Genomic DNA, 23,884 nt, shown 5'->3' on the forward strand with positions numbered 1-23,884 from the left:
AACCCTTGGGTGGGGCAAATCACTCTTCGTGCCGGTAGAGGCGCGTGCCGCCGTCGGGAACGTCCGTTTCCACGGCTGTTCTCCGCAGTTCCGACGTTACCGCCAGAAGACCGCCACCGCCGCGTTGACCAGCGTCAACCCGATGATCGCGAGGAAGTGCCCCCGGTTCACCGCGTCCCGCTTCCGGGAGAAGAAGACCATTACGAAGATCAGCAGCGCGATAACCCCCTTGGTAACAAGCTTCGCCGGCGCCGGCTCGTCCCCGTCGCGCAGCGGCGCGGCGAGTCCGATGCCGGTCAGCAGCTGGATCACCGCCCCCCAGAGCATGGCCGCGTTGATGCGCAGCCGGCCGCTGACGTACTGGGCGATTGCGCCACCCAGGAGCATCGCGAACCCGATCAGATGGACGTAGAGAAGGATCAGCCTCAGAGCTTCCACGCGCACCATCCTCCCCTATCAACGACACTTTGTAGTAGAGGGGTCGGGCGTGGCGTCCCGGCGACCGCTCAGCGCGGGGACACCGCGGAGCGCTCGGCGGCGACCGGATCGTCGGCGACCGGCGCGGGCCCCTCCGCCGCCGCTCGGCGCGCGAGCAGGACCAGCACCAGCCCGGCCACGGCGTAGCCGCTCAGGACCGCGAGGGCGTGGCCCGCCCCCGCGCCGTCGAAGAAGGCGACCGACCGCAGGGCGGTGCCGCCCGCGCCGACCGGCAGCCACTGCCCGAGCGCGCCCCACGGCTGGGGCAGCAGCTCGGGAGCGGCGGCGACGGCCGACAGCGGGTTGCCCACCAGGAAGACCAGCAGCGCGCCGAGCCCGATCCCCGGGCGGCCGAGCAGCGCGCCCAGCCCGGCCACGACGGCGGCCGCGGCCAGCGCGAAGAGTCCGACCGCTGCCGCCTCCGCCAACCGGTTACCGCCGATCACGCCGAGCCAGTCGTGCAGCACGACGGCGCCGGCGACCCCGGCGAGCACCGCGTACGCCAGCAGCCCGGCCAGCCGGGCGATCCGCCCCCGCACCAGCAGGGCCAGCAGCGTTCCGGCCAGCAGGCTGGTCATCGCGAACGGCAGGAAGCCGGCGGCGAACCCGCCGCCCCGGGGGTCGTCCGGGTCGGCGGGGACCACGGCCACCACCGGGACCGGCCGTCCCGGGGAGAGCTGCGCGGCGGCCTCGCCGAGCAGGGCGGCCACCGTCGGGCTGGCGGCCGGTGCGGTGTGCAGGGCGACGCCGCCCGGGCCGGCGACGAACGCCGCGTACACGTCGCGGTCGCGCAGCGCCCGGTCGGCCGCCGCGGCGTCGGGGAGCGTGGTCACCGCGAACGCGCCGGGCCGGGCCGCCGCGAGCCGGCCGGCCAGCTCGGCGGCGGCGGGCGCGGGCCCGGCGACCGCGATCGGCAGGTCGCGCGGGGCCAGGTGGACAGCCGGAGCGGCGAAGAGGGGTACGAGCAGCGCCTGCGCCGCTACCGCGAGGACGGCGACCAGGAGGGCGAGCTGCATCGGCGGGCGGTGGCGGACGGGTGTCGCGGACATCGCGGGCTCCTAAAACGAACGCTCGTTCTCTTGAAAACAAGACTGAGCCGACCCACCCCGCCTGTCAAGAACGAACGTTCGCTTTAGAATGTGGGGCGTGCCACGAGTCTCCGAGGAACACCGCGCCGCCCGCCGCCAGCAGATCGTCGAGGCCGCCCGCCGGTGCTTCCTGCGGGAGGGCTTCCATCGGACGTCGATGCAGGACGTGATCGCCGAGGCCGGGCTCTCGGTGGGCGCGGTCTACCGCTACTTCCCGAGCAAGACCGACCTGATCAACGCGATCGCCGAGCAGGCGATCGGCGGCGCGGGCCGGGTGCTCACCGAGCTGACCCGGCAGGACCCGCCGGTGCCGCTGCTGGCGGTGCTAGACCGGGTGCTGGCGTACGTCGAGACCCAGCTCGCCGACGACGGCGCGCTGCGCATCGCGATCCAGGTCTGGGGGGAGGCACAGCGCGACCCGGCGCTGGCCGCCTTCGTCGCCGAGACGTACGCCGGCTTCCGCGAGCACTTCACGGGCCTGGTCCGGCGGGCCCAGCGGTCCGGCGATCTGCCCGCCGACGCCGACCCGGAGGCCACCGGAGCGGCGCTGTTCGGCCTGGTCCCGGGCTGGTTCATCCAGCGCCTGCTGACCGGCGTCCCGGACCGCGCGACCTACCTGACCGGGGTGGCCGCCCTGCTCCGCGCGACCCCGCGGCCGGTCTGACCGCCGGCGCCGGTCGTCCGCACCGGCCGGCAGGCGCGTGTTCGCACCGGCCAGCAGGCGCGCGGGCCCGTGGTCAGCTCAGCCGCCAGACCTGGAAGGTGGGTCCGTCGCCGAGCAGCGTGACCGCGCCGTCGGCGTCCGGCCGCAGCGCCGGCGCGCCGCCGTACACGTTCTCCGCCGGCCGGAGCCCGGCCAGCCGGACCGGTCGGGCGGCCGACCGGCGGGCCAGGACGAGCACGTCGCCGGCCGGCGACTCACGCAGGAAGACCAGGGTGTCCGGGTCGTGGTGCACCCAGCGCAGCCCGCCGTGGCGCAGCGCGGGCTCGTCGCGCCGCAACGCGACCAGTGCCCGGTACGCGGCGAAGGTCCCCTGGTCCCAGCTCTCCGGGCGGTGCCACGGCATCGGCGTCCGGGACCCCTCGCCGTTGGTGCCGGTGAGGCCGAGCTCGTCCCCAGCGAAGATCATCGGAGTGCCGGGCATGGTGGCGAGCAGGCCGGCGGCCACCTCCTGGCGGGCGGCGTCCCCCACGACGGTCCGGATCCGGGCCGAGTCGTGCGAGCCGAGCAGCTGCCACGAGTGGGTGTACGACCGCCACGAGACCAGCGAGCGGTAGGCGTCCAGGGTGGCCAGCATCGACGCGGCGTCCCGGCGGCGGACCCCGCCCGGCGTGCCCAGGAAGTTCGGCACCGGCTGCTCGCCGTGCCGCAGCCAGGACCAGACCGGATCGGTGAAGCCGACGTAGTTCATGGTCCCGTGCCAGCCCCCGCGGTCCAGGTCGCCGGTGTGGTCGTGGCCGTGCTCGGCCATCAGCAGGCCGTCGGCCCGGGTCTCGGCGACCACGGCCCGCAGCAGCGCCGCCACCTCGTGCGTGTACGCGTCCGCGCCGCGCCGGCCGGTCATGTTGGCCACGTCCACCCGCCACCCGTCCAACCCGTACGGCTCGCGCAGCCAGCGACGCAGCAGTGAGTCGGGGGCGGTGGCGAAGCGACGGCGCAGCTCGGCGCTGCCCCAGTTCAGCTTCGGCAGCGACGTGACCCCGTTCCAGGACTCGTACGACGGCTTCAGGTCGCGGCGCGGCGTCAGACGCGGCGAGCTGGAGTTGTCGCAGCCGGTCACCTCGTCGAAGTAGTACAGCTCCCGCTCCGGCGCGTGCACGTCCGAGGCCGCCGCGGTGAACCACCGGTGCGCGTCCCCGGTGTGGTTGCTGGTGATGTCGCCCAGCAGCCGCCAGCCACGGGCGTGCACCGCGTCGGCGAGCCGGGCCAGCGCGGCATCCCCGCCGAGCAGCGGGTCGACGGTGTCGAAGCTGGCCGCGTCGTACCGGTGGTTGGAGCGGGCCGGGAAGATCGGCGTCAGGTAGACGGTGTTCACCCCGAGCCGGTCCAGGTGGTTCAGCCGCTCGGTGATCCCGTCCAGGTCGCCGCCGTAGAACTGGTGGGGCGTCTGCGGGCCGCGCCCGATCACCGGGGTGTCCCAGTCGCACGGGACGGCCCAGTCCGGCAGCGCCCGGTCGTCCGCCGCCGCCGAGCGGGCGAACCGGTCCGGGAAGATCTGGTAGATCACCGCGTCCCGGGCCCAGGCCGGTGGCGGGGCGTGGCTGACCAGTTTGAAGTCGCCGTGATCCGGCACGTCGTGGTCGACCGGCCCGGTGGCGTTCAGCCAGCGGTAGCCGTGGCGCCCGGTGAGCAGGAACCGGTAGTTGCTGACCGGGTTGCGGACCTCGACCGGGGCCCGCCACCAGACCTCGGCACCGTCGACCCGGTCCACGACCGCCTCGGTGAACCGGGGCTCGCCGTCGCCGGTGGTGCGCACGTGCACCTGCCCGACGTCGGCGCCGGTCGGCACGCGGACGAACACGTCGACGGTGTCCCCGAGCGAGGGCGCCTGCTCGGGGACGTACAAGGCGGATCCGTCGTGGTGCGCATGGAGAGTCATGGGGAGCCCTTTCGCGTGCGGAGTGGCACCACTCGCCTCGCCCGCGACGGCGAGCGGCCACCCCTCCGATTCATCCCTTGACCGCTCCGGAGGTGAGGCCCGAGACGATGTAGCGCTGCAGGAGTTGGAAGACCAGCACGGTGGGGATCGCGGTGAGCAGGGTGCCCGCGGCGAACATCCCGAAGTGGTTGTTCCGCTCGCCGGCGACCATGCCCCACATGCCGACCGCGAGCGTCTTCGACTCGGTGTCGGTGAGGAACACGTTGGCGAGCATGAACTCGTTGATCGTGCCGATGAAGGAGAGCAGCGCGGTCACCGCCAGGATCGGTGCCACCAGCGGCAGCATGATCCGGAAGAAGACCTGGGCGTGGCTGGCGCCGTCCATGGTGGCCGATTCGTCCAGCTCCCGCGGCAGGGTGTCGAAGAAGCCCTTCATGAGCCAGGTGTTCACGCCGAGCGCGCCGCCCATGTAGAGCAGGAACAGGCCCCAGGGCGTGTTGAACCCGATGGCCGGCCACAGGTCGGTGACCGTCGTGAAGATCAGGAAGATCGCCACGACGGCCAGGAACTGCGGGAACATCTGGATCAACAGCAGCGTGAGCAGCCCGATCCGGCGCCCGGCGAACCGCATGCGGGAGAACGCGTACGCGGCCAACGCGGACAGGAAGATCGACACGGCGGCGGCCAGGCCGGCGATGAGCAGGCTGTTGAGGAACCAGCGGGCGAAGGCGAACTGCGAGAAGAGGTTGCCGAAGTTCTCGAACGACACCCCTTCGGTGGGCAGCAGGCTGGTGGAGGAGAGCGTGCCGAGTGGGTTGAGCGCGGCCGAGAGCACGAACAGGATCGGGAAGAGGCTGAACGCCACGGCCAGCACCCCGACCAGGTGCCGCCAACCGACCTGGCGGAGCCAGCGGGTTCCCCGTCCGCCACGGGCGTTGCGGTTGGCGACCGGCGTGCCGGCGGTGTCGCCCGCGGCCCGGACGCCGCTGAGGGTGGTCACGCGTACACCTCCTCCTGCTTGCGGGTGCGTCGGAAGCTGATCGCCGAGACCGTCGCGACGATCGCGAAGATGAAGATCGAGACGGTGGCCGCCGTGCCGAACTCCGCGCCCTGCGCGCCGAAGGCCAGCCGGTAGGTGTAGGTGATCAGCAGGTCGGTCGCGCCGTTGCGCGGGTTGTCCGCCGGGAACGGCCCGCCCTCGGTGGTGAACCAGATCGCGTTGATGTTGTTGAAGTTGTACGCGAACGACGCGATCAGCAGCGGCGAGAGCGCGACCAGCAGCAGCGGCAGCGTGACCGCGCGGAACGACTGCCAGGGCGACGCGCCGTCGACGGAGGTCGCCTCAGTCAGCTCGGACGGGATGGCCTGGAGCGCGCCGGTGGTCACCAGGAACATGTACGGGTAGCCGAGCCAGAGCTGCACCAGCAGCACCGCCGCCCGGGCCGACCAGTCCTGGCCGAACCAGTCCACACCGAGCCCGAACAGGTTGTTGATCAGGCCGAAGTCGGTGTTGAACATGTCCCGCCAGACCAGCAGCATCGCGAACGACGGCATGGCGTACGGGAGGATCAGCAGCACCCGGTAGAGGTTGGTGCCGCGCATCCGGGGCGAGTGCAGCGCCAGCGCGATGCCCATGCCGAGCAGGAAGGTGAACCCGGTCGAGCCGATCGCGAAGGCGAAGTTCCAGACCAGCGTGCCGAAGAACGGCCCGGAGATGTTCGGGTCGGTCAGCACCCGGGTGAAGTTCGCGAACCCGACGTCGACCTTCCAGCCTTGGGCGAGCCGCTCGCCGTCGGCGGCGACGAACGAGCCCGCCTCCTCGTCGGCGGTCCAGGTCCGGCCGGTCTCGCTGTCCCGGACGCAGTCGCACCCGGCGTCGTACGCCCGGACCGCCGTGCCCTCGTAGGCGCGGGAGAGACCGGTGGACCGGATGGCGCCACCGGCGGTGGGCACCACCAGGTCGGTGATCTCCTGGCTGCGGAGGCTGGCCTGGCCGATGTTGAGCACGGTGTAGCCGTCCGCCGCGGTCACCTTGCCGCCGGGGGCGACGGTGACCGAGCCGGCGTCGAGCTGGCGCAGCCCGGAAGCGTCGCCGGCGGAGACGGTGCCGGTCGCCGGCTCGGTGACCAGGAAGACCAGTCGGCCGGTGGCGGGATCGCCGGTGGTGGCGATGGAGAGCGCGTACTCGGTGGAGCCGGGCACCTGCTTCACCGAGGCGGTCTGGATGGCGACGACCGCGTCGTCCTTGCTGCCCCGGTGTCCGTCGCCGAAGTTGGTGAAGGCGGTGCTCGCTGTGTAGAGCACCGGGAAGACCTGGAAGGCGATCAGGAACAGCGTGCCGGGGACCAGGTACTTCGCCGGGACGTGCCGGCGGGTGAGATAGAGGTAGAACAGCCCGGCGGTGGTGGCCGCCAGCAGGGCCAGCCCGACCCACTTCTCCGCCTCGATGAGCGGGAAGGCCGCCCAGATCGCGATCCCGGCCACCAGGCCGAGCAGGACCACCTTGACCGCGAGGCCGGTCGCGGTGATCGGCGCGTGCTGACGCGCGGTGCGCCCCGCGGGCCGGGAGCCGACGGGCTCCCGGCCCGGGGCCTGCGTGGCAGACCCCGGGCCGGACGGCGGGACGTTCATTACTTGATCTGACCAGCGATCGTCTTGCCGGCCGCGGTGATCGTCGTGGCCGGGTCGGCGCCGCCGATGACGGCGGCCTCCGCCTTGCCGAACGGGTCCCAGATCGCGGCCATCGCGGGGATCGCCGGGAGCACCTGCCCGTTCTTGCCGGCCTCGGTGAACTTGGCCAGGTCCGGGTCGGTGCCCTTGACCTGGTCCAGCGCCGCGGTCAGCGCCGGCGGCCGGGGCTCGGCCTGGTAGAGCGCCACCGCGAGGTCCGGCTTGGTCACGTAGTTGGCCACGAACTCCTGGGCCAGCGCCTTGTTGCTGCCCTTCGACGCGACGTAGAACGCCTGGACACCGACGAACGGCTGGGCCTCCTTGCCGCCGGCGAAGCCGGGGACCGGGGAGATGTCGTACGTGATGTTGGCCTTCTTGGCGTCCGCGATGGCCCACGGGCCGGACACCAGGAACGCGCACTTCTTGCCGGTGAAGGTGGCGATCGAGTTCTCGGCGGTGATCGAGCGCTTCAACGCGCCCTCACCCTTCTCGCCGAGCGCGCCGATCTTCTTGAACGCCTCGATCGACTCCGGCTTGCCGACGCCCAGGTCCTTCGGGTCGTAGTCGCCGTTGGCGGCGGTGCCGAAGAGGTAGCCGCCGGCCGAGGTGTAGAGCGGGTAGACGTGGTACGCGTCGCCGTTCTGGCCGGACTGGAGGCAGAGGATCTCGCTCGCCTTCTTGTCCGCCTTGAGCTTCTTGCCGGTGGCGACCAGCTCCTCGATGGTCTTCGGCGCCTCGGGGGCCAGCTCGGTGTTGCGGATCAGCGCGAGGTTCTCCATGGCGTACGGCACGCCGTAGAGCTGCCCGTTGAAGGTGACCGCCTTGACCGCGGTCTCGTTGAACGCGCTCTTCTGCTCGGCGGCGAGCTGCACCGGGTCGATGGCGCCGTTCTGCACCAGGTTGCCGATCCAGTCGTGCGCCCCGACCACCACGTCCGGGCCGCTGCCCTGCTGCGACGCGGTCACGAAGTTGGTCTGCAGGTCCTTGGAGACGGCCTGCACCTCGACGGTGACGCCGTTCTCCTGGCCGAACTTCTCGGCGAACGGCTTGAGGGCCGCGGTCCGCTTGTCGTCGGCCCAGATCACCAGCTTGCCACCGGCGGCCTTGGGGGATTCCTTCGTGGCCGGATCGTCGCTGCCACCGCCGCAGCCGGAGGCGGCGAGCGCCAGGGCGAAGACGGCGACCACACCCGCGGTACGGATGCGCATCGGTACTCCTGTCGTCATGGCGGGTCCGCCGGGGGACGGGCGCCCGCCAGGGGGAACCTCTGGAAGTTCTTGCCAACCGGCGCACGGAGGTGCGCCGCAGCTCTCGTGTGTTGCGGGGACGTTAGCAAGGGGTTTCAGAGAATGGAAGGGCTTGCAGAGCTGTACGCAAGAACTTGCCCTTGGGCTAAAGTGCCGCCATGCGCGCTCGACTGTCCGACATCGCCCAACAGGCCGAAGTCAGCGAGGCCACGGTGTCGCGGGTGCTCAACGACCGCCCCGGTGTGGCCCCGGAGACCCGGCAGGCCGTCCTCACCGCCCTCGACGTGCTCGGCTACGAGCGCCCGGCCCGGCTGCGCAAGCGCAGCGCCGGACTCGTGGGCCTGGTGGTGCCGGAGCTGGACAACCCGATCTTCCCCGCCTTCGCCCAGGTCATCGAGTCGACTCTGGCGCAGAGCGGGTTCACCCCGGTGCTCTGCACCCAGACGGCCGGCGGGGTCACCGAGGACGAGTACGTGGAGATGCTGCTGGACCGGCAGGTCTCCGGGATCGTCTTCGTCTCCGGCCTGCACGCCGACACCGCGGCCAACCACGACCGCTACCGTGCGCTGATCGCCCGGCCGCTGCCGATCGTGATGATCAACGGCTACGTGCCGGACGTGGCGGCGCCCTTCGTCTCGTGCGACGACGGTGAGGCAGCCGAGCTCGCGGTCGCCCACCTGGTCGCCCTCGGGCACCGCCGGATCGGCCTGATCACCGGCCCGGACCGGTTCGTGCCGGTCCGGCGCAAGGTCGCCGGCTGGCGCAACGCGATGACCCGGCTGACCGGACAGGCCGGATCCGACCTGGACGAACTCGCCGAGCTCACCCTGTTCGGCGTCGAGGGTGGCGAGGCCGCCGCTGGTCGGCTGCTGGACCGGGGCGTCACCGGCGTGGTGTGCGGCTCGGACCTGATGGCCCTTGGCGCGGTCCGGGCGGCCCGGCAGCGCGGCCTCTCCGTCCCCGCCGACCTCTCCGTGGTCGGCTACGACGACTCCCCGCTGATGGCCTTCACCGACCCGCCGCTGACCACCATGCGCCAGCCGGTCATCGCCATGGCGGTGGCCGCCGTCCGGGCCCTGGTCGACGAGATCAACGGGCACGCCGCGCCGCACTCGGAGTACCTGTTCCGGCCCGAGCTGGTGGTCCGGGGCTCCACCGCGGTCGCCCCGGCGGCGCCGGGTCGCCCGGGGCCCGGCGGGTCGCCCGGGCGGCGCCCGACGCCGCCCGCGCTCGCGGTGCCCGCCTGACCTGCCGCCGTTCACCATCGCGAGCATTCCTTGCGCAAGGACTGCTTGACTCTTGCAGCAACCGGCCGGCATTCTGCTCAGACACCCAGCGTGTCCGCCCGTGTCACGCCGGGTGCCGCCCGACCGTGCCCGAGAACGGGGAACGCCACCGATGACCGCCACCCACCCGACCCCGCCGACCGCCGACCACGACTGGTGGCGCTCCGCGGTCGTGTACCAGGTCTACGTCCGCAGCTTCGCCGACGCGAACGGCGACGGCATCGGTGACCTACGCGGCGTCCGGGAGCGCCTGCCGTACCTGCGTGATCTCGGGGTGGACGCGCTCTGGCTGACCCCCTTCTACACCTCTCCGATGGTGGACGGCGGGTACGACGTGGCCGACTACCGCGACGTCGACCCGATGTTCGGCACCCTGGCCGACTTCGACGCGATGATCGCCGACGCCCACGACCTGGGGCTGCGGATCATCGTCGACCTGGTGCCCAACCACACCTCCAGCGCCCACCCCTGGTTCGTCGCCGCGCTCGCCGCCGCGCCCGGCTCGAAGGAGCGGGCCCGCTACCTCTTCGCCGAGGGGCGGGGCGCGCACGGCGACCTGCCGCCGAACGACTGGGAGAGCATCTTCGGCGGCCCCGCCTGGACCCGGGTGCCGGACGGCCAGTGGTACCTGCACCTGTTCGACCCGGCCCAGCCGGACCTGAACTGGCGGCACCCCGAGGTCCGCGCCGAGTTCGAGGACATCCTGCGCTTCTGGCTGGGCCGGGGCGTGGACGGGTTCCGGATCGACGTGGCGCACGGCATGATCAAGGCCGAGGGGCTGCCGGACGTCGGGTTCGGCACGCTCACCACCGGCCGGCGCCAGGTCGAACTGCTCGGCAAGGGCCGCCTCCCCTACTTCGACCAGGACGAGGTGCACGACATCTACCGCGCCTGGCGGCCGATCCTGGACAGCTACCCCGGCGGCCGCATGGCGGTGGCCGAGGCGTGGGCCGAGACGCCCCAGCGGCTGGCCCGCTACATCGGCCCGGACGAGCTGCATCAGGCCTTCAGCTTCGACTTCCTCGACGCCACGTGGTCGGCGGACTCGTTCCGCAAGGTGATCGACACCGCGCTGGCCGAGTCGACCATCGTCGGCGCGCCGACCACCTGGGTGCTCTCGAACCACGACAAGCAGCGGCACGTCACCCGCTACGGCGACGGGCTGGAGGGGCTGCGCCGGTCCCGCGCCGCGACCCTGCTGATGCTCGCCCTGCCCGGCTGCGCGTACCTCTACCAGGGCGAGGAGCTGGGCCTGCCGGAGGTGCTGGACCTGCCGGACGAACTGCGTCAGGACCCGGCGTTCCTGCGCACCGGCGAGAGCCGGGACGGCTGCCGGGTCCCGATCCCGTGGAGCGGCGAGCTGGCCCCGTACGGCTTCGGCCCGGCCGGCAGCGAGCTGAGCTGGCTGCCCGCCCCGGCGACCTGGCGTGCCCTCTCGGTCGCGGCCCAGACCGGCGTGCCCGGCTCGACCCTGGAGCTGTACCGCGACGCGCTGCGGATCCGGCGCGAGCACCCGGCGTTGTCCGCCGACGCCGGCGGGGTGACCTGGCTGGAGACGGAGCCGGGCGTGCTGGCCTTCGCCCGCGCCGCGGGCGACGCCGTGCTGACCTGCGTGGTCAACCTCAGTGGCAGCCCGGCCCTGGTCGCCGGGTACGGCGAGCCCGTCGTCGCCAGCGCCCCACTCACCGGGCAGGGCGCGGGTCACCTGCTGCCGGTTGACGCCGCCGCCTGGTTCGAACGCCGCTGAGCGGGTAACCCCTCTGCGACCTGGTCGTCCGTTGTGCCCCGCGCCGACGGGCGACTGGGCACCGGCCCCTTGTGGTGGGGGGTGAGGTGGCGCCGGCGCCTCACGGTCTACGCCGTGGGGCGCCGGCGTCCGTCCGGCCCGGCGTCCGTCCGGCCCCGGCGTCCGTGCGGCCCCGGCGCTGAGCGTTTCCGTCCCGGCCGGGCGCGGACGCTTCCGGGCCGGACGCCACAGTGGCCGGTCGGTGGACGTGTCGACGCCGTCCCACCGGGGTACCGCGACAGGATCAGTCGTGGTGGAGGTGGCGCATGGTGGCCCGGGTGGCGCAGTACACCCTCGACGTCGAGGACGTCGACCTGATGGTGGCGTTCTGGTCCGCGGCGCTCGGCTACACCGTCGAGCAGGGCGGCGACGGCAGCGCGAAGCTCTATCCGCCGCCGGAGGGGACCGGCCCCACCGTGTGGTTGCAGGGCTCGGGCACCCCGAAGCGGGGCAAGAACCGGCTGCACCTCGACCTGGTCAGTGACGGCGACCCGGCGGCGGAGGTGCGGCGGCTGATCGGCCTCGGCGCCCGGCCGGCCGACGTCGGGCAGACCGGTGACGAGGGGTTTGTGGTGCTCGCCGACCCGGAGGGCAACGAGTTCTGCCTCCTGCACCACCCGCCGGCCCGGCGTGTGCTCCCCGAGGCGGCCTGAGCGTCACGTGCCCTTGGCGGTCAGGATCTCCGCGATCCGGCGGAACCCGTCGCGCAGCTCGGCCTCGGTCGGCGGCACGGTCGGCTCACCCCGGCCGGCCTCGTCCGCCGCCGCGTCCAGCTCCTCGTCGATGGTGTCCTCGAAGTCGCCGTAGAGGTCGGCCTGGTCGACCTGCGCCAGCTCGTCCTCGGCCGCGATCTGCGCGGCGGCGATCTCGCTGCGGATCTCCTCCGCGGAGAGCGCCGGCAGCAACGGCTCGACCACCGCCATCAGCTGCTCCTCGGCCACGACCGCCTCGGCCAGGGCCAAGGCGTGCGGACGCTCGTAGGGGCCGCAGACCACCGGCTCCCACTCGTCGTCGTCGCCGAGCGGGCCGAACGTGATGATCCACGGCAGGCCGAGCATCGGCGAGTCGCTCGGCAGGTCCAACGTCACGAGTGCGCCCACCGGCCCATCATGGTCCGTCGCACCGGAGACCCGGGCGTCATTCGCGCGATCCATGTCCACCTCCCGCTCCCGTCGGTGGTCACGAACCCTGCTGAGCGACCCGCACGGTCAGGGGGCGGGTGGGAGGGCGGCGTGCCATCGGGTGGACCACTCGTCACGGAGGTGGGCCGCCGCGGCGTCGTCCGGGCCGTAGCTGGCGACGGTCAGGCTGACCGGGGCCACCTCGTCGCCGGCCAGGGGCTGCTCGGCCAGGGCGGTCAGCAGCCGGCCCCCGCGATCGACCACCATCCGCAGGTAGCGGCTGTCGTGCCACAGCTCCCCCTCACCCACCGGCGGCAGCGCGGCGAGCAGCTGGGCGCCGGTGGCCGCGCCGGTCAGGTAGACGGTGTGCCGCGGCCCCGCCGGCCGCCGTTCGAGCAGGAAGCGCAGCTGCTCGGTGAAGGCGCGCCAACCCTCCAGGATCGGGTTGAAGCCGCCGTCGCCGTCACCGGGCACGACCACCCGCAGCAGCGTCCGCTCGCCGTCGGCGGCGAGCACCAGCTCGGACCCGTCCGCCATCGCCAGCCGGACCGGCGGGAACCGCTCGACGTGCTCGACGAAGATCTCCCGGATCTCGTCGGCCAGGCCGTCGTATTCCCAGCCGAACCACTGGCGGATCTCGCCGGGCTCGGTCAACGCCGACCAGACCCGCCCGATCGGCGCCGCCACGGCGACCTCGACCGTCAGCGTCTCCGGTTCGATCATCGGTGCTCCCCTCGTCGTGCGGACGTCTGGTGTCAACCCGCTCGGGACGCGTCCAGGGCGGCGCGGACCACGGCGAGCGCCGCCGCGGGCGGCACGCCGAGGCGGCGGGCCTGGGCGGCGTAGTCCGCGGCCACCCGTTGCAACCGGTCCATCGCATCGTCCCGGCCGGGTGCGACGAAAGTGCCGTGCCGGCCGCGGGTCTCGAGCAGCCCGGCCGACTCCAGCTCCCGGTAGGCCCGGGCCACCGTGTTCGCGGCCAGGTTGAGGTCGGTGGCGAGCTGCCGGACGGTGGGCAGCCGGGCGCCCGTCGGCAGCCGACCGTCCCCGACCATCTCGGCGAGCTGGGCACGCACCTGCTCGTACGGTGGCACGGACGACCCCGGGTCGACCGAGATCAGCACGTCCTGCTCCCCTCACTCAACCGGCACCGCCAGGGGTGCCGGGACCGGTGTCCTCGTCGATGTCGACCGGTGGCGGGCCCGCGGCCAGGTCGACCACCCGGCCGCGGGAGCTGGTCGCGGCGAGCGCCGCGCCGAACAGCACCAGCTGGTTGAGCAGGTACAGGTAGAGCAGCAGCCCCACCGCGCCGGCCACCACGGTGTACGCCGGGCTCCGCTCGGCCCGGACCACGTAGTAGCGGCCGACCGTGTTGAGCAGGGTGATGCCGAGCGCTACCAGCCAGACCACCGGACGCAGCCGCGACCGGCTCATCCGCAGCCGGGGCACCGCGACCAGCAGCAGCGTGGCGAGCACCGCGTTGACCAGCACGCTGAGGATCGCGCTGAGCGTGGTCAGGCCGACCGAACCGGTGCTGCGCAGCAGGAAGCGCAGCAGCGACTCCAGTGCGTCGACGGCGGCCACCGAGAGGCCGAGCAGCACGAAGACGAGGACCATCACGCCGATGTCGACCAGCCGGCGGATCACCAGGTTGCCCGGCTGCTGGTTCAGCCCGTACATCAGCCGCTGCGAGGAACGGATCGCCTCGATCCAGCCGATCCCGGTGAAGGTCAGAATGATCAGGCCGACCACGCCGACCGTGCCGCTGCTCTCGGCGATCTGCACCGGATTCAGGAACGGCAGATTGTCCCGGAGGAACTCCGCCGCAGCCCGGCTGACCTCGTCGTTGTCCTCCAGGATGGCGCCGAAGATGGCGTACGCGACCAGCGCGAGCGCGAACACCGCGAAGAACCCGTAGTAGGCGATCGCCGCGGCCAGCCGGCCGCCGAGCACCTCGGCGTAGAGCGCTCCGGCCCGCCAGACGTGGTCGAACAGGGGCGACCGGCGGCGGCCGGCGCTCGCCCAGCGGTCGATGGCCGCCTCGACCCGGCCGATCACGTTCACGCCGTCATCCTCGCCGATGTCGGCCCACCGTGGGGGAACCATCGGTGGGCGCGCCTCGCGGGCCGGTCAGCCGCCGAGCCGGAAGTCCCGGCGCGGCTGCCAGCGCGGCTGGCCGCTGTGCGAGAAGAGGGTGAACGCCGCCACCTCGAACATCGCCGAGAAGTCGGCCAGGTCCTCGTACGCCTTGTCCAGTGCCTCCGGCGCGACGTCCTGCGCCACCGTCACGTGCGGGTGGTACGGGAAACGCGCCTCCCGGTGCAGTTCCGGCGCGGCGCTGATCGCGGCGGCGAGCAGCTCGCACTCGCTGATCCCGGCGGCCACCGCCACGAAGACCACCTGGGTCACCGGCCGGAACGTCCCGGTGCCCCGCAGGTGCAGGGTGAACGGCAGGTGGGCGGCGGCGACGGCGGCCAGGTGCCGCTCGACGGCGGGCAGGGTCTGCACCGGGATCTCGGTCGGCCCGAGCAGCGTCACGTGCGCCGGGATGTCCGCCGCCTGTGGGTCACCGGCCTCCGCGCGCCGCCGCGTGAGCTCGGAGCCCCAGGGTTCGGGGATGTCCACCGCGACGCCGATCTGGAGACAGTCCTCCCCCAGCAGCGCCCCGTCCCTGCGAACCACGCTGCGCGCCACCTCTCCGGCCACCGGCCCGTCCACCCGTACCGCGTCGCGCCGCGGCGCTACTCGCCGCGCACCGGCGGGAAGAACCCGACCCGCTCGTACGCCTCGCGCAGCGTCGGCGCGGCCACCGCGCGGGCCTTCTCCGCCCCGGCGGCGAGCAGCTTGTCCAGCTGGGCCGGGTCGTCGAGGTAGGCGCGGGTGCGTTCCTGGATCGGGCGGACGAACTCGGCCACCACCTCGGCCAGGTCCTTCTTCAGGTCGCCGTAGCCCTTGCCGGCGTACGCGGCGACCAGCTCGTCGATGCCGCGGCCGCTGAGCGCGGAGTGGATGGTCAGCAGGTTGGAGATGCCCGGCTTGCCCTCGGCGTCGAAGACGATGTCCCGGCCGGTGTCGGTGACCGCGGAGCGGATCTTCTTGGCCGAACGGGCCGGGTCCTCCAGCAGGTCGATGATGCCGGCCGGCGACGAGGACGACTTCGACATCTTCGCGGTCGGTTCCTGCAGGTCGGTGATCTTCGCGGTGTCCTTCACGATGTGCGGCGCGGGCACGGTGAAGGTCTTGCCGAACAGCGAGTTGAACCGCTGGGCCAGGTCGCGGGAGAGTTCCAGGTGCTGCCGCTGGTCCTCGCCGACCGGCACCGCGTGGGCCTGGTAGAGCAGGATGTCGGCGGCCTGGAGGATCGGGTACGTGAAGAGGCCGACGCTGGAGCGGTCGCTGCCCTGCTTCTGCGACTTGTCCTTGAACTGGGTCATCCGGCTGGCCTCGCCGAACCCGGTGATGCAGCCGAGCACCCAGGCCAGCTGCGAGTGCTCGGGCACCTGCGACTGGATGAAGAGGGTGCTGCGCTCCGGGTCGATGCCCACCGCGTAGAGCTGGGCGGCGGCCACCCGGGACCGCTGCCGCAGCAGCGCCGGGTCGTGCCCGGCGGTGATCGCGTGCAGGTCGACCACGCAGTAGAACGCGTCGTGCGTCTCCTGCAGCGCCACCCAGTGCCGTACCGCGCCCAGGTAGTTGCCGAGGTGGAACGAGTCGGCCGTCGGCTGGATGCCGGAGAAGACGCGTGGGCGGGCGGGTACGTCGGACATGCCGGCAATTCTGTCAGCAAGCCCGGGGGCGCGTCATGACGGGCCGGCGGGTCGGCCGCCGCCCGCCGCCGTCGGCGCCGTGACCTCGCGCCGCTGCTCGGGCAGGCGGACGACGGAGACGGCGAGTCGGGCCACCCGGCGCCCCTCCAGCGCCATGACCCGCAGCATCCAGCCACCCGACGCGTCGTCCGGTTCCGGGGCGCCGGCGTCGGCCGGCCCGGGATCCACCGCCACCTCGTCACCGACCACCGGCAGCCGGCCCAGCGCCGCCATCACGAACCCGCCGACCGTCTCGTACGGCCCGGCGGGCAGCGGCACTCCGGTGCGCTCGGCGAAGTCGGCCAGGTTGAGCCGGCCGTCGACCACGGCGGGCAGTCCGGCGCGCGCCGGGCCGGGCGCGCCGGCGCGCACGTCGTGGATCTCCCCGAGCAGCTCCTCGATCAGGTCCTCGAGGGTGACGATGCCGGCGGTGCCGCCGTACTCGTCGACCACCACCGCCAGGTGGTGCCCCTCCCGGCGCATCTCGGTCAGCGCCGGCAGCACCCGCTTGCTGCCGGGCAGCCGCTTGACCTCGCGGGTCAGCTCTCCGACCGTGGTGCACCGGTCGTCGTCCGGGCGGAGCAGCACGTCGTGCAGGTGGACGAAGCCGACCACGTCGTCGTGGGTGCCGTCGGTGACCGGGTACCGGGTGTGCGGCTCGGCCCGGACCAGTCGGGCCGCCTCGACGATGGGCAGCCCGGCGGGGAGGAAGACCACCTCGGTGCGGGGCATCATCACCTCGCGGACCAGGCTCGCGCCGGCCACCAGCACCTCGTCGATGATCCGCCGCTCGTCCGGGTGCAGCAGGGTGTTCGCCGCGACCAGGTCGCGCAGCTCGCCCTCGCTGATCCGTTCCCGACCGGCGGCCGGGCTCGCGCCGAGCAGGTCGGTGACCAGGCGGGTGGCGGCGTCCGCGGCCCGGACCACCACCCGGGCGACGACCCGGGCGGCCCGACCCGGTTCGCGGCGGGGTCGCCGCCGTGCGCGTCGGCGGTGCTCGGGACCGCCCGCTTCCCGCATGCCAGAGATGGTAGACACCGGGGACTCCCGCCACCGGGGCTTCCGCCGGAGTGCCCTCGCCGTTTCCGTGGCCCCGCCGCTCAGTGTTCAACTCTGTTGAATCATGAGAGTTTATGATGGAATCAGGAGACAGCGGGCGGGGCCGCGTCCCGGCCCCCACCGTAGGGTGATCACCGAAGGGCCGCGTCCCGGGCCGGCCAGGCAGGAGGCAACGACGTGAAACTGCTCGTCACCGGCGGCGCCGGGTTCATCGGCAGCGTGGTGACCCGCATGCTGCTCGACGCCGGCCACGAGGTGGTCGTCCTCGATGACCTGCGCACCGGTCACCGCGAGGCCCTCGCCCCGGACGCCACCCACGTCGACGCGCCCGTCCACGACGCCGCCCGGGTGGTCACCCGCGAGGCCGGGTTCGACGGCGTGCTGCATTTCGCCGCCCTCATCGCCGCCGGCGAGTCGATGGTCAAGCCGGAGCTCTACTGGCACACCAACACGGTCGGCACGCTCGCGCTGCTCGACGCGGTCCGCGCCGCCGGGGTCCCCCGCCTCGTCTTCTCCTCCACCGCCGCCGTCTACGGCAACCCCACCGAGCTGCCCATCCCGGAGACCGCAGTCAAGGCGCCGACCAACACGTACGGCGCGACCAAGCTCGCCGTCGACATGGCACTCACCTCCGAGGCGATCGCCCACAATCTGGCCGCCGTCTCCCTGCGCTACTTCAACGTGGCCGGCGCACACCTCGACGGCGACGTCGCCCTCGGCGAACGGCACGACCCGGAGACCCACCTCATCCCGATCGCGCTGGAGGTCGCCGCCGGCCGGCGGGAGAAGCTCCAGCTCTTCGGCGACGACTACCCGACCGTCGACGGCACCTGCGTCCGCGACTACATCCACGTCGCCGACCTGGCCCGGGCCCACCTGCTCGCGCTGGACGCCGCCACGCCGGGCCAGCACCGGATCTACAACCTCGGCAACGGCAACGGGTTCACCAACCGGCAGGTCGTCGACGTGGTCCGGGAGGTCACCGGCCACCCGCTGCCGGTCGAGGTCGCGCCCCGCCGCGAGGGCGACCCGGCCGAGCTGGTCGCCTCCTCCCGGCTGGCCCGCGAGGAGTTGGGCTGGGTGCCGCGGAAGCCGACCCTGCACGACATGGTCGGCGACGCCTGGGCCTTCTACCGCACGCACATCCTGGAGCAGGCGTGACCGACGTCGCCGACCGCGCCGCCGCCGGTTTCCAGCGCGAGTACGGCGCGCCACCCGCCGGCCGCTGGGCGGCGCCCGGCCGGGTCAACCTGATCGGTGAGCACACCGACTACAACGACGGCTTCGTGCTGCCCTTCGCGCTGCCGCTGCGCGCGGTGGCCGCCGCCGACCGGCAGGACGGCGCCCGCTGGACGGTCTGGTCCGAGCTGTCCGGCGAGACGATCAGCTTCGGCGCCGACGACGTCGACGAGCCGGGCCGGGTCACCGGCTGGGGCGCGTACGTCGCCGGCGTGGTCTGGGCGCTGCGCGAGGCCGGCCACGACGTGCCCGGCGCCCGGCTCGCGATCGCCTCGGACGTGCCGCTCGGCGCCGGGCTCTCCTCCTCCGCCGCGATCGAGGCGGCGGTGCTCACCGCCCTGGTCGACCTCGGTGGGCTGGACCTGCCGGCAGCGCGGCAGCCCCGGCTCGCCCAGCGGGCCGAGAACGCCTACGTCGGCGCGCCGACCGGGATCATGGACCAGTCGGCGGCGATCCGCTGCCGGGACGGGCACGCGCTCTTCCTCGACTGCCGCACCGAGGAGGTCGAGCACATCCCGTTCGACCTGAACGCCGCCGGGCTCGCCGTGCTGGTCGTCGACAGTCGGGCACCGCACCGGCACGCCGACGGCGAGTACGCCGCCCGCCGCAAGTCCTGCGAGGCCGCGTCCGAGCGCCTCGGCGTGCCGGCGCTGCGCGACATCGGCGTGGACCAGCTCGACACCGCGCTCGCCCGACTCGACGACGACGAGACGCGACGCCGGGTCCGCCATGTGGTGACCGAGGACCAGCGGGTGCTCGACACGGTGGCGCTGCTGCGTGCCGGACGGGTCCGCGAGATCGGCCCGCTGCTGACCGCGTCGCACGCCTCGATGCGCGACGACTTCGAGATCACCGTCCCGGAGATCGACACCGCGGTCGAGGCGGCGCTCGCCGCGGGCGCGCTCGGTGCCCGGATGACCGGCGGCGGCTTCGGCGGCTGCGTCCTCGCCCTCGTCGAGGCGGACGCGGCCGACACGGTGGCGGACGCGGTCACCGCCGCGTACGCCGAGCGGGGTTTCCAGGCCCCCACCCACGTCACCGTGCTCCCCGCCCCCGGCGCCACCCGCCTCGACTGACCGTCGTCGCCGCCACCACGCGGTGCGGGCGGGCCGTGTGGTGGCCGCACCCGCCGCCCCGGGGCGCACGGTCCGAACGCGACGGTCGGTAGGGTGGCCGCCGACCGGGATCACATCGGACCGGGGGGAGGCCACATGAGCGACGCCGGGATCGCCGCCCAGGAGCGGGCGGTGGCGCTGATGCGGGTGAGGCGGCACGCCGAGGCGGCGAAGCTGCTCCGCGACCTGCTCGCCGACCAACCGGAGCACGCCGGTGTGCTGCTCCAGCTGGCCCGCTGCCACCGGATACTGGGCCAGCTCGCCGAGGCGATGCGGCTGGTGGACCGTGCGCTGGGGTTCGCCGCCGCCCAGCAGCACCTGCTCGTCGAGAAGGCCCGGATCCTGCTCGCGGCCGGGCACCCCGCGCACGCGGCCGCCGCCGCCCAGCAGGCCCTGGAACGCGCGCCCCGCACCTGGGAGGCGCACGGGCTGCTGGCCGAGGCGCTCCTGGCCCTCGGCAACCCCAACCGGGTGGTGGCTGCCCGCCGGCACGCCGACACCGCCCTGGAGCTCGCCCCGCAGGTGCCGGACGTCCACCTGCTCGACGCCCGCCTGCACGCGCGGATGGGTCGGCTCCGGGCCGCCCGGGCCGCCTGCCGGCAGGCGCTGGCACTCGACCCGACGTACGAGCCGGCGCTGAGCCAGCTCGCGCTGCTCGACGCCGGGCAGGACCGGGCCGGCCGCGCCGCGCGCGGGTTCAGCGACGCGCTGGCGGCCGACCCGCAGGCCGGGTGGAGCAGCGAGTCGCTCGCCGCGGTCTCCCTCGCCCTGTGCTGGCGGCTGTTCGACGTGGTCGCGCTGGCGGCCGTCGCCCACTGGGTGCTGTTCGCGGCGGTCGGGGGCACGGGTCGACCCGTACGGCTGGTCGCGGCGCTGCTCGTCCTGGTGGCCGCGGCGGCGTGGGCGCTGCGGTCCTGGCGACGGCAGCCGACGGCGGTGCGCTGGCAGCTGCGCCGGCACCTGAACGCGACCTCGGCGGTGGTGTGCCAGCTGCTTACCCTGGTCACGGCCGCCGGGCTGGTCTGCGGCGGGCTGGCCCCCCGCACGGACAGCCCCGCCGGCGCGGTGGGCGCCCTGCTGCTGCTCCCGGGCGCCGTGATCCTGGCCGTCCGGCTGTGGCGGCAGCTGAAGCGCCGCGCCGCCCCGACGATCCGCCGGCTCGGCTACGCGATCTGGACCCGCCTGGCCGCCCGCGCCACCACCTCCGCGCCCGCCCCGCCCCGCTGATCGAGAGGCGTCACGACGCTTCGATGATCATCCCGGCGGCGACCGTGCGGTTGGTGGTCTCGTCGATGATGACGAAGCCACCGGTGGTGCGGTTGCGGCGGTACTCGTCGGCCAGCAGCGGGATCGTCGTGCGCAGCCGCACCCGGCCGATCTCGTTGAGCCGCAGCTCCCCCGCCGACTCGTCGCGGTGCAGCGAGTTGATGTCCAGCCGGTAGTTCAGGCCGCGCACGATCGCCCGGGCCGACCGGGTGGTGTGCTTGATCGCGTACTTGCCGCCGACCTGCAACGGGCGGGTCTCGTCCATCCAGCAGACCATCGCCTCGATGTCCTGGGCCACCGCCGGAGCGTTGTTCGGCCGGCAGATCAGGTCGCCCCGGGAGATGTCGATCTCGTCGGCCAGCCGTACCGTCACCGACATCGGCGGGAACGCCTCCGCGACCGGCCCGTCGGCGGTCTCCACCGCGGCGATCCGGCTGGTGAACCCCGACGGCAGCACCATCACCTCGTCGCCCGGCTTCAGCACACCCGAGGCCACCTGACCGGCGTAGCCGCGATAGTCGGTGACCGTGGTCGACTGCGGACGGATCACGTACTGCACCGGGAAGCGCACGTCGACCAGGTTGCGGTCCGAGGCGATGTGCACCCGCTCCAGGTGGTGCAGCAACGACGACCCCTCGTACCAGGGCATGTTCTCCGACCGGCCGACGATGTTGTCGCCCTTCAGCGCGGAGACCGGCACCACCGTCAGGTCGGGCACCTCGAGCTTCGCGGCGAACGCGGTGAACTCGTCCGCGATCCGCTCGAACACCTCCTGGGAGTAGTCGACCAGGTCCATCTTGTTGACGCAGAGCACCAGGTGCGGCACCCGCAACAGCGAGCAGAGGAACGCGTGCCGACGGGACTGCTCGACGAGGCCCTTGCGGGCGTCCACCAGGATCAGCGCCAGGTCGGCGGTCGAGGCGCCGGTGACCATGTTCCGCGTGTACTGGATGTGCCCCGGGGTGTCCGCGATGATGAACTTCCGCCGCGGCGTGGCGAAGTAGCGGTACGCCACGTCGATCGTGATGCCCTGCTCCCGCTCCGCCCGCAGGCCGTCGGTGAGCAGCGCCAGGTTGGTGTACTCGTCACCGCGTGCCGCACTGACCGCCTCCACCGCGGCCAACTGGTCGGTGAACAGCGACTTCGTGTCGTAGAGCAGCCGGCCGATCAGCGTCGACTTGCCATCGTCCACACTGCCCGCGGTGGCGAACCGCAGCAGGTCCATCCGCCGGGGCTCCGGCCCGGCCCCGGACGCGGCCCGGGCGTCCGCGCCGGCCGGCGCGGCGGTCTCGACGCTCATCAGAAGTAGCCCTCCCGCTTGCGGTCCTCCATCGCGGCCTCGCTGACCCGGTCGTCACCACGGGTGGCCCCGCGCTCGGTGATCCGGGTCGCCGCGACCTCCTCGATGACCTTCTCCACCGTGTCCGCGTCGGAGCGCACGGCGGCGGTGCACGAGGCGTCGCCCACCGTGCGATAGCGCACCCGCGCCTTGAACCGCTCCTCACCCGCCCGGGGGCGGAAGAACTCGTTGACCGCGTACAGCATCCCTTCGCGCTCGATCACCTCACGCTCGTGGGCGTAGTAGATCGACGGCAGCGCGATCCGCTCCCGGGCGATGTAGTGCCAGACGTCCAGCTCGGTCCAGTTGGACAGCGGGAAGACCCGGATCGACTCGCCCGGGTGGTGCCGCCCGTTGTAGAGCGCCCACAGCTCCGGACGCTGGTTCTTCGGGTCCCACTGGCCGAACTCGTCACGGAAGCTGAACACCCGCTCCTTGGCCCGGGCCTTCTCCTCGTCGCGGCGGGCCCCGCCGAAGAGCGCGTCGAAACGGTGCTTCTCCACCGCGTCGAGCAGCACCGGGGTCTGGATCCGGTTGCGCATCCCGTCGGCCGACTCGCGCACCAGCCCGGCGGCCAGGGCCTCCGGCACGCTCGCCACCACCAACTGCAACCCCAGCTCGGCGACCCGCTGGTCGCGGTACTCCAGAACCTCGGCGAAGTTGTGACCGGTGTCGACGTGCATCACCGGGAAGGGGATGTTGGCCGGGGCGAACGCCTTCTGGGCCAGCCGGAGCATCACGATCGAGTCCTTGCCACCCGAGAAGAGCAGCACCGGCCGCTCCATCTCGGCGACCACCTCGCGCATCACGAAGATGCTCTCCGCTTCCAGGGCGTCGAGGTGCGAAACCTGGTAGGCGGGCGCGGTCATGACCCGGGCTCGATTCGCGTGCGCATCCGATTTCCAGACCTTCCCGGTCGGAGATATCAAGAACGTGCGATCAGGCTACCCGGAATGTCTCTGCAACGCCGCAAGCAACCGGGGGGCGAGATCCTTGCGACAGACCAGCAGGTCGGGCAGCCGTGGATCCGCTTCGTTGTATTTCAGCGCAGAACCGTCGATCCGGGAAGCGTGCAGCCCGGTGGCCGTCGCCACAGCCACCGGCGCCGCCGAATCCCACTCGTACTGCCCACCCGCGTGGATGTACGCGTCCACCTCACCGGTCACCACCGCGGCGATCTTCGCGCCGGCCGAGCCCATCGGCACCAGATGCGCCCCCACGTCCTCGGCCAGGTCAGTGAGGAACACCGGCGGCCGGCTCCTACTCGCCGCGAGCCGGATGATCCGCCCACCGGCCATGGCCGCCTCCAACGTCATCGGCGGATACGCCGGCGGATAGTCCGTGGCGAGCACCCGGTGCTGCGCGGGCAGCCCCACCGCCCCCGCGACCAACCCGTGCGGGCTCGGCGCGGTCCGCGCCCACAGCGCCACATGCACCGCCCAGTCCGCCCGGCCCTCCTCGGCGAACTCCCGGGTGCCGTCCAGCGGGTCGACGATCCACACCCGGTCCGCGGTCAACCGGGACACCGTCCCCGCGCTCACCTCCGCCGCCCAGGCCAGCCGCGACCCCTCGTCCTCCTCGGAGAGCACCGCGTCGCCCGCGCGCCACTTCGCCAACGCGGTGCGGATCACGTCGTGCGAGACCTTGTCCCCAGCCGACTTCAACGCCCCCGGGTCGGTGAAACCCATCTCCGCACGCAGCCCCAGCAACGCCTGACCCGCCCGGGCCGCCAACCACCGGGCGAACGCGCCGTCGACCATCGGAGGACTGCCCATGACTACCGCT

23 protein-coding genes are annotated in these 23,884 nt (G+C 73.0%); 7 read left to right on the forward strand and 16 right to left on the reverse strand.

What is annotated here, in order from left to right; translation table 11 throughout:
• Positions 1–96 precede the first annotated feature (96 nt).
• Together O7603_RS17735 and O7603_RS17740 are read right to left on the reverse strand one after the other, a co-directional pair.
• Positions 97–438 carry a hypothetical protein gene (locus O7603_RS17735; RefSeq protein WP_281570921.1) on the reverse strand — a complete coding sequence of 114 codons (342 nt, stop codon included), beginning with the start codon at positions 436–438 and terminating at the stop codon, positions 97–99.
• A 68-nt stretch (positions 439–506) separates the two neighbouring features.
• Entirely contained in the window at positions 507–1,526 is a 1,020-nt protein-coding gene (locus tag O7603_RS17740; RefSeq protein ID WP_281570922.1) for a hypothetical protein, read from the reverse strand.
• Positions 1,527–1,623: 97 nt separating this feature from the next.
• Between O7603_RS17740 and O7603_RS17745 the strand changes: the two genes are divergently transcribed.
• The gene (locus O7603_RS17745; RefSeq protein WP_281570923.1) at positions 1,624–2,229 is read left to right on the forward strand and encodes a TetR/AcrR family transcriptional regulator; all 606 of its coding nucleotides are present in this window, start codon (positions 1,624–1,626) and stop codon (positions 2,227–2,229) included.
• Positions 2,230–2,302: 73 nt separating this feature from the next.
• On the opposite strand, the gene O7603_RS17750 is transcribed toward O7603_RS17745, so the two are convergent.
• The 4 genes from O7603_RS17750 to O7603_RS17765 form a co-directional block, all read right to left on the reverse strand.
• Positions 2,303–4,165: a glycoside hydrolase family 13 protein gene (locus tag O7603_RS17750; protein ID WP_281570924.1), complete on the reverse strand. Its 1,863-nt coding sequence runs from the start codon at positions 4,163–4,165 to the stop codon at positions 2,303–2,305.
• Positions 4,166–4,235: 70 nt separating this feature from the next.
• The gene (locus O7603_RS17755; RefSeq protein ID WP_281576724.1) at positions 4,236–5,048 is read right to left on the reverse strand and encodes a sugar ABC transporter permease; all 813 of its coding nucleotides are present in this window, start codon (positions 5,046–5,048) and stop codon (positions 4,236–4,238) included.
• Positions 5,049–5,161: 113 nt separating this feature from the next.
• Positions 5,162–6,796, reverse strand: a complete 1,635-nt coding sequence (locus tag O7603_RS17760; RefSeq protein WP_281570925.1) for an ABC transporter permease subunit — start codon at positions 6,794–6,796, stop codon at positions 5,162–5,164.
• Positions 6,796–8,043 (reverse strand): maltose ABC transporter substrate-binding protein, encoded by a 1,248-nt coding sequence (locus O7603_RS17765; RefSeq protein ID WP_281570926.1) that lies wholly within the window; start codon positions 8,041–8,043, stop codon positions 6,796–6,798. Before O7603_RS17765 ends, O7603_RS17760 begins: the two co-directional genes overlap by 1 nt.
• A gap of 197 nt (positions 8,044–8,240) precedes the next feature.
• On the opposite strand from O7603_RS17765, the gene O7603_RS17770 reads away from it, so the two are divergent.
• From O7603_RS17770 to O7603_RS17780, 3 genes are all read left to right on the forward strand, one after another.
• Complete coding sequence (locus tag O7603_RS17770) at positions 8,241–9,329, forward strand: LacI family DNA-binding transcriptional regulator (protein WP_281570927.1); 1,089 nt, start codon at positions 8,241–8,243, stop codon at positions 9,327–9,329.
• A gap of 151 nt (positions 9,330–9,480) precedes the next feature.
• Positions 9,481–11,115, forward strand: a complete 1,635-nt coding sequence (locus O7603_RS17775; protein ID WP_281570928.1) for a glycoside hydrolase family 13 protein — start codon at positions 9,481–9,483, stop codon at positions 11,113–11,115.
• 305 nt (positions 11,116–11,420) lie between these two features.
• The gene (locus O7603_RS17780; RefSeq protein WP_281570929.1) at positions 11,421–11,807 is read left to right on the forward strand and encodes a VOC family protein; all 387 of its coding nucleotides are present in this window, start codon (positions 11,421–11,423) and stop codon (positions 11,805–11,807) included.
• 3 nt (positions 11,808–11,810) lie between these two features.
• On the opposite strand, the gene O7603_RS17785 is transcribed toward O7603_RS17780, so the two are convergent.
• From O7603_RS17785 to O7603_RS17815, 7 genes are all read right to left on the reverse strand, one after another.
• Positions 11,811–12,254 (reverse strand): hypothetical protein, encoded by a 444-nt coding sequence (locus O7603_RS17785; protein WP_281570930.1) that lies wholly within the window; start codon positions 12,252–12,254, stop codon positions 11,811–11,813.
• 108 nt (positions 12,255–12,362) lie between these two features.
• Complete coding sequence (locus O7603_RS17790; protein ID WP_281570931.1) at positions 12,363–12,998, reverse strand: activator of HSP90 ATPase; 636 nt, start codon at positions 12,996–12,998, stop codon at positions 12,363–12,365.
• 32 nt (positions 12,999–13,030) lie between these two features.
• Positions 13,031–13,399 (reverse strand): GntR family transcriptional regulator, encoded by a 369-nt coding sequence (locus O7603_RS17795; RefSeq protein ID WP_281570932.1) that lies wholly within the window; start codon positions 13,397–13,399, stop codon positions 13,031–13,033.
• Positions 13,400–13,415: 16 nt separating this feature from the next.
• Positions 13,416–14,339: a YhjD/YihY/BrkB family envelope integrity protein gene (locus tag O7603_RS17800; protein WP_281570933.1), complete on the reverse strand. Its 924-nt coding sequence runs from the start codon at positions 14,337–14,339 to the stop codon at positions 13,416–13,418.
• 66 nt (positions 14,340–14,405) lie between these two features.
• On the reverse strand, positions 14,406–14,957 hold the full coding sequence (locus tag O7603_RS17805; protein WP_281570934.1) for a 2'-5' RNA ligase family protein: 552 nt from the start codon (positions 14,955–14,957) through the stop codon (positions 14,406–14,408).
• A gap of 59 nt (positions 14,958–15,016) precedes the next feature.
• Entirely contained in the window at positions 15,017–16,042 is a 1,026-nt protein-coding gene (gene trpS, locus O7603_RS17810; protein WP_281570935.1) for a tryptophan--tRNA ligase, read from the reverse strand.
• A 33-nt stretch (positions 16,043–16,075) separates the two neighbouring features.
• Positions 16,076–17,101 (reverse strand): hemolysin family protein, encoded by a 1,026-nt coding sequence (locus O7603_RS17815; protein WP_281570936.1) that lies wholly within the window; start codon positions 17,099–17,101, stop codon positions 16,076–16,078.
• 270 nt (positions 17,102–17,371) lie between these two features.
• Between O7603_RS17815 and galE the strand changes: the two genes are divergently transcribed.
• The 3 genes from galE (at position 17,372) to O7603_RS17830 (ending at position 20,721) form a co-directional block, all read left to right on the forward strand.
• Positions 17,372–18,301, forward strand: coding sequence for a UDP-glucose 4-epimerase GalE (galE, locus tag O7603_RS17820; protein WP_281576725.1), 930 nt, complete (start codon positions 17,372–17,374; stop codon positions 18,299–18,301).
• Positions 18,298–19,455 (forward strand): galactokinase, encoded by a 1,158-nt coding sequence (gene galK / locus O7603_RS17825; protein WP_281570937.1) that lies wholly within the window; start codon positions 18,298–18,300, stop codon positions 19,453–19,455. Before galE ends, galK begins: the two co-directional genes overlap by 4 nt.
• 135 nt (positions 19,456–19,590) lie before the next feature.
• Positions 19,591–20,721 carry a tetratricopeptide repeat protein gene (locus O7603_RS17830; protein WP_281570938.1) on the forward strand — a complete coding sequence of 377 codons (1,131 nt, stop codon included), beginning with the start codon at positions 19,591–19,593 and terminating at the stop codon, positions 20,719–20,721.
• Between the two features lie 10 nt (positions 20,722–20,731).
• Here the strand turns inward: O7603_RS17830 and O7603_RS17835 are convergent, their stop codons facing one another.
• From O7603_RS17835 to O7603_RS17845, 3 genes are all read right to left on the reverse strand, one after another.
• Positions 20,732–22,060 (reverse strand): GTP-binding protein, encoded by a 1,329-nt coding sequence (locus O7603_RS17835; protein ID WP_281570939.1) that lies wholly within the window; start codon positions 22,058–22,060, stop codon positions 20,732–20,734.
• The gene (gene cysD, locus O7603_RS17840; protein WP_281570940.1) at positions 22,060–22,968 is read right to left on the reverse strand and encodes a sulfate adenylyltransferase subunit CysD; all 909 of its coding nucleotides are present in this window, start codon (positions 22,966–22,968) and stop codon (positions 22,060–22,062) included. The genes O7603_RS17835 and cysD overlap by 1 nt, the downstream gene beginning before the upstream one ends.
• Positions 22,969–23,043: 75 nt before the next feature.
• Positions 23,044–23,874 (reverse strand): inositol monophosphatase family protein, encoded by an 831-nt coding sequence (locus tag O7603_RS17845; RefSeq protein ID WP_281570941.1) that lies wholly within the window; start codon positions 23,872–23,874, stop codon positions 23,044–23,046.
• Positions 23,875–23,884 lie beyond the last annotated feature (10 nt).

It is taken from the genome of Micromonospora sp. WMMD812, assembly GCF_027497215.1.
Taxonomy (GTDB): Bacteria; Actinomycetota; Actinomycetes; order Mycobacteriales; family Micromonosporaceae; genus Micromonospora.